Origin of the sequence: Couchioplanes caeruleus (assembly GCF_003751945.1) — a bacterium.
Taxonomy (GTDB): Bacteria; Actinomycetota; Actinomycetes; order Mycobacteriales; family Micromonosporaceae; genus Actinoplanes; species Actinoplanes caeruleus.
In genome coordinates this window covers 4,274,087-4,284,666 of sequence record NZ_RJKL01000001.1, presented here as the reverse complement: position 1 = coordinate 4,284,666, position 10,580 = coordinate 4,274,087, and the positions used below count along the sequence as shown (strand labels likewise).

Annotated in this window: 8 protein-coding genes; 1 reads left to right on the top strand and 7 read right to left on the bottom strand. The window is 71.9% G+C overall.

Annotated features, from left to right (window positions below; all coding sequences use genetic code 11):
- Positions 1–294 precede the first annotated feature (294 nt).
- From EDD30_RS39215 to pdhA, 4 genes are all read right to left on the bottom strand, one after another.
- A complete protein-coding gene (locus tag EDD30_RS39215; RefSeq protein ID WP_170047543.1) occupies positions 295–432 on the bottom strand; it encodes a hypothetical protein in 138 nt (45 codons plus the stop codon).
- Positions 433–596: 164 nt separating this feature from the next.
- Positions 597–2,096 carry a dihydrolipoamide acetyltransferase family protein gene (locus EDD30_RS19175; RefSeq protein WP_071808105.1) on the bottom strand — a complete coding sequence of 500 codons (1,500 nt, stop codon included), beginning with the start codon at positions 2,094–2,096 and terminating at the stop codon, positions 597–599.
- 5 nt (positions 2,097–2,101) lie between these two features.
- Complete coding sequence (locus EDD30_RS19170) at positions 2,102–3,091, bottom strand: alpha-ketoacid dehydrogenase subunit beta (RefSeq protein ID WP_123678358.1); 990 nt, start codon at positions 3,089–3,091, stop codon at positions 2,102–2,104.
- On the bottom strand, positions 3,088–4,227 hold the full coding sequence (gene pdhA / locus EDD30_RS19165) for a pyruvate dehydrogenase (acetyl-transferring) E1 component subunit alpha (RefSeq protein WP_071808107.1): 1,140 nt from the start codon (positions 4,225–4,227) through the stop codon (positions 3,088–3,090). The genes EDD30_RS19170 and pdhA overlap by 4 nt, the downstream gene beginning before the upstream one ends.
- Positions 4,228–4,639: 412 nt before the next feature.
- Between pdhA and EDD30_RS19160 the strand changes: the two genes are divergently transcribed.
- Positions 4,640–5,953 (top strand): hypothetical protein, encoded by a 1,314-nt coding sequence (locus EDD30_RS19160; RefSeq protein WP_143162896.1) that lies wholly within the window; start codon positions 4,640–4,642, stop codon positions 5,951–5,953.
- Position 5,954: 1 nt separating this feature from the next.
- Here EDD30_RS19160 and EDD30_RS19155 read toward each other — a convergent pair whose 3' ends face one another.
- Genes EDD30_RS19155 through EDD30_RS19145 form a run of 3 tightly spaced genes read right to left on the bottom strand, consistent with a single transcriptional unit; the run spans position 5,955 to position 10,551 of the window.
- Positions 5,955–7,178 (bottom strand): hypothetical protein, encoded by a 1,224-nt coding sequence (locus EDD30_RS19155; protein WP_071808111.1) that lies wholly within the window; start codon positions 7,176–7,178, stop codon positions 5,955–5,957.
- A 35-nt stretch (positions 7,179–7,213) separates the two neighbouring features.
- The gene (locus tag EDD30_RS19150) at positions 7,214–8,917 is read right to left on the bottom strand and encodes a GTPase (protein WP_084557003.1); all 1,704 of its coding nucleotides are present in this window, start codon (positions 8,915–8,917) and stop codon (positions 7,214–7,216) included.
- Positions 8,914–10,551 (bottom strand): GTPase family protein, encoded by a 1,638-nt coding sequence (locus EDD30_RS19145; protein ID WP_123678821.1) that lies wholly within the window; start codon positions 10,549–10,551, stop codon positions 8,914–8,916. The genes EDD30_RS19150 and EDD30_RS19145 overlap by 4 nt, the downstream gene beginning before the upstream one ends.
- Between the last annotated feature and the right edge of the window lie 29 nt (positions 10,552–10,580).

Sequence of the window (10,580 nt, the reverse complement as noted above, 5' to 3'; positions counted from 1 at the left end):
CGGCGTGCCGGTCGGGGCTTTGTGCGCGTCCTCGATCAGCGAGGTGATCGAGGACGCTGTGGGTTGGGGACGGAGGATGTCCCACTGAGGACACAACCCCTCGCTGGCGGGCGAGAAGGCGGTCCCGGAGTCGAGCAGCGGGCTGTCCGAGTCGAGCGAGCGACAAGCGGACGGCCCGCAGTCGAGCAGCGGGTCGCCCGAGTCGAGCGAGCGACATCGGGCGTCCCGGAGCCGGGCGGACGGGCGGTCGGCGAACGCGAGCGATCGGAGACCGGGCGTCGAGGCCCGTCGGGATCAGAAGACCCGCTGCTGGGCGAAGATGGCGATCTCGTTTCGCATGGACTGCGTCGGCGCCGTCTTCCACGCCCGGTCGATGGCACGGGCCTCGCGCTTGGCGAGCCGGCGGCTACGAATGCGGTCGAGGGTGCTCATGGCGGTACTCATCTCCCCTGGCCTTGTGGGCCTCGTTGGTGGTGGTCTGTGTTCCGGCCTTGAATCCATTTAACCGCGCCGGAGCACAGGCCACCAACGAATCATGGGGTGATCCCGCTTACCTACCTAAGAATCTAAGGTTGGGCGGTCGCCCTGCCGAATAACTACGTCCAGGAGAGCAGGGCGCCCTCCGGGTCCTCCAGGAAGCGGCCGATGTCGCGGAGGAACTTCGATCCGAGCTCGCCGTCCACGATCCGGTGGTCGAACGAGAGGCCCAGCGTGGTGACCTGGCGGATCTTGATCTTCCCCTTGTGCACCCACGGCATCGGGCGGATCGCGCCGAAGCACAGGATCGCCGACTCGCCCGGCGGCAGGATCGGCGTGCCCGTGTCGACGCCGAAGACCCCGACGTTCGTGATCGAGAAGGTGCCACCGGACATGTCGGCGGGCGGCGTCTTGCCCGACTTGGCCACCTGCACCAGGTCGTTCAGCGCCTCGGCCAGTTCCCGCAGGGTGAGCCGGCCGGCGTCCTTGACGTTCGGCACGATCAGCCCGCGGGGTGTCGCGGCCGCGATCCCCAGGTTGACGTAGTCCTTCACGACGATCTCGTTCGTCTGGCCCGCCCAGGTCGAGTTGATCATCGGGTGGCGCTTGACGGCCAGCAGTACCGCCTTGGCCACGAGGAGCAGCGGCGAGATCCGCACGTCGCGGAACTCGGGCCGGCTCTTGAGCCGCTCCAGCGACTTCATCGACCGCGTCACGTCGACGGTGAGGAACTCCGTGACGTGCGGTGCGGTGAAGGCCGACGCCACCATGTTCTCGGCCGTGAGCTTCCGGACGCCCTTGATCGGGATCCGCTGCTCGCGCGAGGCGTCGAACACCGCTGCCGCCGCGCCGTTGACGGGCGCGACAGCCGCGGGAGCGGTGATCTCCCGAGCGGCCGCGGCGTGCACGTCATCGCGCGTGACGGAACCCATCGGACCGCTTCCCACGAGGGAGAACAGGTCGACCCCGAGGTCCTTGGCGAGCTTGCGCACGGGCGGCTTGGCGAGCACCGGCCCGCCGGCCCGTCCCACGCCCGCCGGGGGCGGCGCGGCCACGGGAGCCGGCGCGGCCACGGGAGCGGGAGCCGCCGGCGCCACGGGAGCGGGCGCGACGGGAGCCGAAGCCACGGGAGCGGGCGGCGCTGCGGCCGTACCCGTGCGGGTCCGGCGCTTGGCAGCCACCGTGCGCGGGCCGTACCCCACCAGAATGGCCGTGCGCCCACCCGGCGCCGGACCACCGATCAGGCCGGGCTCGACCGCGCCCTCCTCGGGCGCGACCTCCACCGCGGCCAGCGACTCCGCCGACGGCACGGGCAGGTTCGGACCGGCGGCCGCACCGGAACCGGACGCGTCGTCGGGCAGCGGGCCCGCCGACGGGTCGGTGTCGATGGCGACGATCGGCGAGCCGACCTCCACGGTCGTTCCCGCCTCGTGGAAGATGCGGGTCACGACCCCGCCCCACTTGGCCGGGATCTCGACCGCGGCCTTGGCCGTCTCGACCTCGACGATCGGCTGGTTCAGCTCGATCGTGTCGCCGACCTTGACCAGCCAGGCGAGGATCTCGCCCTCGGTCAGGCCTTCGCCGAGGTCGGGCAGGGTGAATTCCTTGATCCGCGACATCGGCGTCACCAGCCGAAGGAGCGGTCGACGGCGTCCAGGACGCGGTCCAGGTCGGGGAGGTATTCCTCCTCGACGCGGGACGCCGGGTACGGCGTGTCGTAGCCCGTCACGCGCAGGACCGGCGCCTCGAGGGAGTAGAAGCACTCCTCCGTGATCCGGGCGGCGATCTCGGAGCCCAGGCCCAGGTTGCCCGGCGCCTCGTGGACGACCACGGCGCGGCCCGTCTTGCGAATCGACGCGTAGACCGGGTCCAGGTCGAGCGGGGAGAGCGTGCGCAGGTCGATGACCTCGAGGTTGCGACCGTCCTCCGCGGCGGCCGTGGCGGCGTCGAGGGCCACCCGGACCATCGGGCCGTAGGCGATCACCGTGGCGTCCGTGCCCTCGCGGGCCACCCGGGAGGCGTGCAGCGGGTACGCGCCGGCCAGGTCGATGTCGAGGTCGACCTCGCCCTTCTCCCAGTAGCGGCGCTTCGGCTCGAAGAACACGACGGGGTCGTCGGAGGCGATCGCCTGCTGGATCATCACGTACGCGTCCGTCGGGTTTGCGCAGGTCACGACCTTGAGGCCGGCGGTGTGCGCGAAGTACGCCTCGGGCGACTCGGAGTGGTGCTCGACCGCGCCGATGCCGCCGCCGTAAGGAATGCGGATGACGATCGGGATGCGGACCTTGCCCATCGAGCGGTAGTACATCTTCGCGACCTGGGCGACGATCTGGTTGTAGGCCGGGAAGACGAACCCGTCGAACTGGATCTCGCACACCGGCCGGTAGCCGCGGATGGCCAGGCCGACCGCGGTGCCGACGATGCCGGCCTCGGCCAGCGGGCTGTCGATGACCCGGTCCTCGCCGAAGTCCTTCTGCAGGCCGTCGGTGATCCGGAACACGCCGCCGAGCTTGCCGACGTCCTCGCCCATGATGACGACCTTGGAGTCGTTCTCGAGCGCGCGGCGCAGGCCGTGGTTGAGGGCCTTGCCGAGAGTGATCGTCTCAACCATCAGTGGGCGCTCCCCTCGAACGATGCCTGGTAATCGGCGAACTGCTTGCGCTGCGCGTCGACCTCGGGCGAACCGTTCGGGTAGACGTGGTCGAACATGGAGACCGGCTGCGGGTCCGGCATGGCGAGCACCCGCTCGCGCAGGTCGAGGGCCAGCGTCCGGGCGGCGTCATCGACCTCGCCGAAGAACGTGTCGTCGGCCAACTGCTGCTTGGTCAGGAACGCCTTCATGCGGCTGATCGGGTCCTTGGCCTTCCAGGACTCGACCTCGCTGGCGATGCGGTAACGCGTCGGGTCGTCGGAGCTGGTGTGCGCGCCCATCCGGTAGGTGTAGGCCTCGATCAACGTCGGGCCCTGCCCGTTGCGCGCGTTGTCCAGCGCCGCCCGGGTCACCGCGAAGGTGGCCAGCACGTCGTTGCCGTCGATGCGGATGCCGGGGAAGCCGAAGCCGTCGGCCCGTCGGTAGAGCGGGATGCGCGTCTGCCGCTCGAGCGGCTCGGAGATCGCGTACTGGTTGTTCTGGCAGAAGAAGACCATCGGTGCGTTGAACACGCCGGCCCAGACGAACGACTCGTTGACCTCGCCCTGGCTGGTGGCGCCGTCACCGAAGTACGCGATGACCGCCTCGCCGTCGGGGCTGCCGGTCTTGCCGTCCATGGTCACGCCCATGGCGTAGCCGGTCGCGTGCAGCGTCTGTGAGCCGATGACGATCGTGTAGCCGTTGAACTTGTACTTGTTCGCGTCCCAGCCGCCCTGGTCGACACCGCGGAACAGGCCGAACGGCATGATCGGGTCGATGCCACGCGTGTAGAGGACGCCGTGCTCCCGGTACGTCGGGAAGGCCATGTCCTGGGGGCGCAGCGCGCGCCCGGAGCCGACCTGCGCGGCCTCCTGGCCCAGCAGGCTGGCCCAGATGCCGAGCTCGCCCTGCCGCTGCAGGGCGGTCGCCTCGGCGTCGAGGCGTCGCACCGTGACGAGGTCCTTGTAGAGCTCGCGGTACTCGTCGTCGGTGAAGTCGACCGAGTACGTGGCGCCGTCCGCCGTGGTGACGCTATCGATCCGCTCCCCTTCGGGGGTGAGCAGTTGAACGAAACCGCCGGCCGGGGCGTCTGCCCCGACTTCGCTTTCGCCGTTCGCCATCCGTGTCTCCCTGTTTCATCTCTGCGCCCACGGCGGGTGTTGCCCGTCCGCGCGGCTGACCGCTGGTACGCCGCGCCTGGCCGGGTGAGGTTCCGCGCGGTTTGGTCGGCGGGTCTCGACCCGGCCGGGGAGTGACGGCCCCGACCGCGCCCCGCCGGTTGGCGAGGGGCGACGGCGGCGCCGTCGCACCCATCCTCGCAGAGAACGTGAGTGGCGCCACAGGTCAGGTCGATCACAGATCCGAAAAACCTAGCCGAGTAATCGTTGCCCAAATTTGTCCGAGTAAGCCGTTTTCGTACCGTCACTTCCGTCTGAACGGAGGATTTTCGCCGCTGCCGAACGGCACGTCCGTCGTTCTCCCCAGCAGCCGAGGGATCCATCTGGATCTTCAACTCTGGGGAGGGTGCCGGCCGTGTCGGAGCAGCCGAACGACGACGGGCTCGTGCCACCGATCAAGGTGCTGCGCAGGCGCCTCAATGGTGTCTACAGCGCGGAGGGCCTGACCGGACCGACCCGGCGATACGTGCTCCTCGTGGTCATGCTGGTGGGTCTCGCCTCGCTGCCGACCCTGGCGGCGATCACCGCCGGCTCCAATGAGCTGGCCGACGGCCGGACGACCGTCACCGACGTGCCGTTCATCCCGCCGGCCTCGGCCGGTCCGGTCCGCACCTCGCCGCCGGCCTCTGCCGGCACGGGCTCACCCTCCCCGGTCGGCCCGGCCCCGATCCAGGGCCAGGCCCAGAAGAGGAAGACCAAACCGCGCGGGTACGGCCACAGCGCCCCCAACGGCACCACCACCTCCAACAAGTCAGGCATCCCGAGCGGCGTGAAGAACCGGCCGTGGCCCGCGGGCCACGGGGTCGTCGAGAAGCCGAGCCGGCCCGGGAAGCCCTCCCGCCCCGAGCCGCCCGCCGGGTCGCAAGGTCCGACCTGGCCGGGGGCGCCGCCGGGGTGGCAGCCCGGGCCGACGTGGCCGGAGGAGCCGTATCAACCGGACGAATCTGACCACACCGACCCCGACGATTCCGATGACGGCGGTGACGCCGACGATCACGACGGACACGGCGGCGGCGGTCACGACGGACACGGCGGCGGCTATGGCTCCGGTCAGGGTGATCCGGATGGTTCGGAATCCCCGGCCCGGCCGCCGATGAAGCCGGCCCGTCCGCCGTGGTGCGCCGACCGGACCCACTGCTCGTCCCGGCCGTCGCACCACCACCGCCCCGACCGCTCGCCGCACAAGCACTGCGAGGACGTCAACCACCGTGCCCACTGGTCCCATCACCGGGCCGGCAACAGCCGAGTGATCACCGTCCACATCGAACCGGTCGGCCGCCACGGCCGCGGGGCGACCGTCACCGAACACCGGCGCGCCGAGCAGCCGAAACACCTTAAAAAGGTCGTCATTCATCGTTGGGCGCGCGCCGTCCGTACAGACAGCAGGAAGATCGTCAGCCATCGCCGGGCCGAGTCCGCCCGCACCGACAGCAGCCGGAGGTCGGCAGTGACCGAACGCCCGCAGAACCTCAAGACCGACCGTGCCCCGGGCCGGACCCACAATGGCCACCGCCACCAGTTGGTGGCGGACCAGGCGGACGGCACCCAGTTCGCCGCCCGTTCCTACCGGGGAAGTCACCGCGCGGAACGCATGCACCGGGCGGACGACAACCGCATCTCCCGCGTGGGCCGGCACCACGCCGACCCCGGTCACACCAACCGCTGGTGACTCAGGAGTCGTCGGTGAGGCGGTGGCGGTTGGTCTCGATCCAGGCGTCGATGGCCTCGGCGTCGTTCGGGTCGACGCCTTCGGAGATCAGTTGCGCCACCGCGGCCGTGGCCGGGCTGCGCTTCTCGCCGGTGGCGTAGAGGCGGGCGAACTCGGGGATCATCTCTTCGACCACCGCGTCCGTCTGCCCTGTGGCGGCCTCCGGCAGCCCCTTCATGCGCATCGCGTAGGCCGACCAGGCCCGCGTCACCCGGGGCAGCATCGCCGCATCGTCCATGTCCAGGACCGCGCGGCGGTGGACCCAGTCGAGCAGGAAGAGTCCCGCGACCGCCGGGCTCCAGCGCAGTGGATCCGTGTCCGGCAGGCTCGCGGCGTGGTCGAGCAGCAGGCTCAGGCAGAAGTGCAGTGAGGCCAGTTCGTCGTCGGCCGCGACGGCGTCGAGGCCGAACCGTGCGGCTTCGGGAGACGCCAGGAAATCGCGGAGCAGCCGCTCACGGTCCGGCCCGCTCAGCTCGGGCGGCTCCGGCAGCGGGGGAACCGTCGACGTCGGCAGCAGGGCCAGGCGCGCGGTGGCCAGCGCGCGGTCGGTCGCCAGGTTGCCCTCCCGGGGCAGGTCGCTCAGCTTGTCGGTCATCTCGAGATGGCGGCTGACCTCGCTGCGCAGCCGGCCCGGGTCCTCCTCGCGGAACCAGGTCAGCTCGTCGGTCGCGCACATCTCGCGGACCTGGCCGAGGATGCGGTCCGCGGGGCCGCCCACGAAGACGTCCTTGGTGATGCCGATGTTGTGGTCCACCAGGGCGACGACCGCGTGCTCCGGCCCGCCCTCCTCGGCGTCGTCGTAGGCGAAAGTGACCAGATAGGACGTCTGGTCGCCGTAGACGTCGCCGTACGCGTAGCAGCCCGTCGCGCGCACCCGGCCGAGCTGGTCCGTCCAGGGCGGGGCCTGGGCGCCGCCGCGGACCTCGGCCGCGCCCTCGGCCTCCGGCACGAGGGTCGCGAAGACCTGGCGGATCGTCGTCGCCGAGGCGGAGCGCCGGCGGATCGTGGTGGCGAGGAACTGGCCCACGAACTCTCGGACCGCTGCCGCACGGCCCGTCGCGGCGACCGAGTAGACGCTGCCCAGCAGGGCGGTGCCCAGCATCTCGGCGTCCAGGGCACAGTCGAGCTTCGCCACGTCGCGGGCCGCGTGCAGGACCGCGTCGTACGGATTCTGAGGTGCCGCCATGCCGCCGAGCCTACCGGTACCGCAGGCCGCGGGCTCTATTCCGATCGGACGACCGTCAGCGCCTCGCGGGCCTGCGCATACCCGTTGAGCACCTCGCGTACGGGCGCGACGACGTACTCGCGGCCGACCTCGGTGACCGATGCGCGCAGCCGCTGCTCGGCTCGGCGTCCCGCGCGTGTGGCCCCGGCGTTGACGAGCGGCCGCAGCAGCACGGCCAGCAGCAGCCCGAGGACGAGGCCGCCGAGCAGCAGCAGGGTGGGCAGCGGCACCTCTCCGACCTGGGGATTGTCGAATTTGGGCAGACCCAGGGCACGCACCGCGTATCCGGCCAGGAGCCAGCCGAGCCCGGCCACGGCGGCGATGGTGAGCAGCCATTGCAGCAGGCCGACGGCCGTCCACCAGAAGGGCTTGCGGCTCATGCCGAGGTCGGTCTTGGCGACCGCCCGGTCGAGGGCGTCGGGCAGGTCACCGAGCCGGGACCGGGCGGCCACGGTCAGCGCCGGCGCCCAGACGTCGGGGATCGGCGCGGCGGCTCGCGCGGCCACCGCGCGCACGGAGAGTCCGACCGCCGACTTCTGCGCGGCGTCGGCCTCCGGCAGCGAGGTCCGCGGGACGGGCGCGATCTCCTGGGCAGGCGCGTTCCCGGCAGGCTCATCCGCGACAGGCTTGTCCGAGGAGATGTGCAGTCGCTTGAGCGGGTCCGGCCGCAGCTTACGAACGCCACGGAGTAGCGGCCAGCCGGTGCTCGCTAGCGCCCGGTGCCGGTACGCGCCCGCGGTCGCCGCGGACACCGCCGGAACTCCCGCGGAGGCGGCGAGCGCGTCGGTGAGCTGCCGTACGGTCGCGCGGTCGATCTCGTCCTCGGCGGCGGGCGGCCCGATCGCGGCGCTGAGCTGCTCGGCGACCGTGTCGAGGTCACCGGCGAGCCGGCGCAGGGCGGCCTGCCGCTCGGCGACCGTCTTCTCCAGCGCCGAGCGCAGCTCGGTGAGCATCCCGGGCTGCTTCGCCGAGGTGGCCATGGCGGGCACGCCGGTCAGGCCGTCCTCGTCGAGCAACCGCTTGAGGTCGGCCAGGACGAGCTCGGTGTCGGCGGGCGAGAGCCGGTCGGCCTGGTTGAGCACCACGATCGTCACGTCGCCGTGCGAGCGGAACTGGCGCAGGTAGGCGTTGTGCAGGATGCGGTCGCCGTACTTCTGCGGGTCCACCACCCACACCACCTGGTCGACCAGGCCGAGCAGGCGGTCCACCTCGATCCGGTGGCCGTGTTCGACGGAGTCGAAGTCGGGAAGGTCGAGCAGCACGAGCCCGCGCAGCGCTGCCTCGTCGTCGCCGTCCAGGGCGCTCTCCCGGATGAACCGCTGCCGGGGGAGTACGCCGACCCAGTCGAGCAGCCGGTTGGCCGGCTCGAGCGGACCCCACACGCAGGCGTGGGCGACGCCGGTGGTCGGCCTGCGCACGCCCACCGGCGACAGCTTGAGCCGGGCGAGGGCGTTGAACAGGCTGGACTTTCCACTGCCCGTGCTGCCGGCCAGCGCGACCACCGTGTGGTCCTGTGAGAGCGAGAGCCGGCTGCCCGCGCGTTCGACCAGCGTGTGCGCGGCGACGAGATCGCTGTCCGGCAGGTACGGGTCGGTGACCCGCAGGAACCGCTGCAAGGCGTCGAGCCGCTCGGCGAGCTGCTGGGCGTCCACCCGGTCGTCGCCGGCCAGCGCGCGCTTGACCTTCTCGGCGAGGCTCATGACGGCGTTCCGGTCAACGCGAGTTCCTCCCTGGACTGCTTCACGTCGGCCGCGGCCCGCCGCAGGGCGGTACCCGGTTCGAGCTCGAGCCCGGCGGCGGCGGTGCGGTCCGTGAAGCGGGCCGCCTCGGCGTCGAGCAGCTCGTCGACCCGGGACACCAACTCCTCGCGGGCCCGGGCCGCCAGGGTGCGGATGGCCTGGTCGCCGAAGATCGCCTCGAGCACCTTCTGGGCGGCCACCGACGTGCCCGCCCCGACCGCCACCTCGGCGCCGGTGGGGATGAAGGCGGTGGAGGTGAAGACCGCGATCATCACCGCGAGGCCGACGCCGTTGACCGCGTACGCGGCGCCGCGAGCGACGAAGCGTTTGTCGGCGGCTTCGGTGCGGACCAGGTCGAGCACCCAGAGCTGCCAGTCACGCACGACGCGCTCGGCCCGTTGCGGCAGGTCCGGCGCGGGTCTCTGCAAGCCCGGCTCCAGCAGCTCGGCGCCGGCGGGATGGGCCTGCCACGCCCCAAAGGCCTGCTCGGCGGCGTCCGCGGCGACGCCGCGCACCAGCGTGACGAGCTGGGACTCCAACGCCAGTTGCAGGTTGCGTCCGGGCACCGGCCGGCCCGTGACCGCCGCGACCAGCCTGTCGCGGAGCTGGCCGATCCGCGACTCCAGCGTCCGCAAAAATTCGCCGGTGCCGATGAATTCCTGCCAGCGGGCGAGCACCTCACCGCGGAGCAGGCGTCCGTCCCGCAGGCCGTCCTGGAAGGTCCGTCGAGCGTGGCGATAGGCCGCCGTCACCCGCTCGTCCAGGGCCTTCGCCGCGACCGCCTGCTCGTCGGCGGCGGCGGCCAGGCCCTCGACGGCCGGGCCGAGCGCGGCGAGGGCGCCGTCGAGCGTCTGGCGCACGACGGCGGCCCGGGCGTCGGCGTCGGCCGCGAGCTGCGCGAACCAGTCGTGCAGCGGGCGGGTCTCGTCCTCGGGCAGCAGACCCTGACCGTCCAGGGTGGTCTCCGGAAGCACGAACAGCGGTGCGGCGCCCATGTCGTGCTCGGTGAGCATCTCGGCGAGGTGCGCGGAGACCTCACCCGCGGCCTCCTCCGGCACGCGATCCAGCACCAGCGCGATCACGGTGCCGCGCAGCCGGGCCGTCTTCAGCAACTCCCACGGTACGGCGTCCGCATAGCGCGCGGCGGTCGTGACGAACAGCCACAGATCCGCCGCGGCCAGCAGTTGCGCCGCGAGCTGCCGGTTGCGGTCGACGACCGAGTCGATGTCGGGTGCGTCGAGGAAGGCCAGGCCGGGTCCGAGCGCCGGGGCCGAGACCAGTTGCAGGGTCTCCGGGTGGGAGCCGGCCTCCGCGGTGCGCGTCAGGCCCGGCAGCAGCTCGCCCTTGCGGAACCACGAGGAGTCGTCGGGGTGGCTGACCAGCACCGGGGACCGGGTCGTGGGGCGCAGCACGCCCGCGGCGCTGACCGGGGCCCGGACCAGGCTGTTGACCAGCGTGGACTTGCCGGCACCGGTGGAACCCCCCACGACCACGAGCAGCGGCGCGTCGAGCCGCGCCAGGCGGGGCAGGAGATAGTCGTCGAGCTGCGACACCAGCGCGGCGCCGATCCGGCGGGCCTCCTCGGCGGAGGGCATGACCAGCGGGTACGTGGCGCCGCCGATCG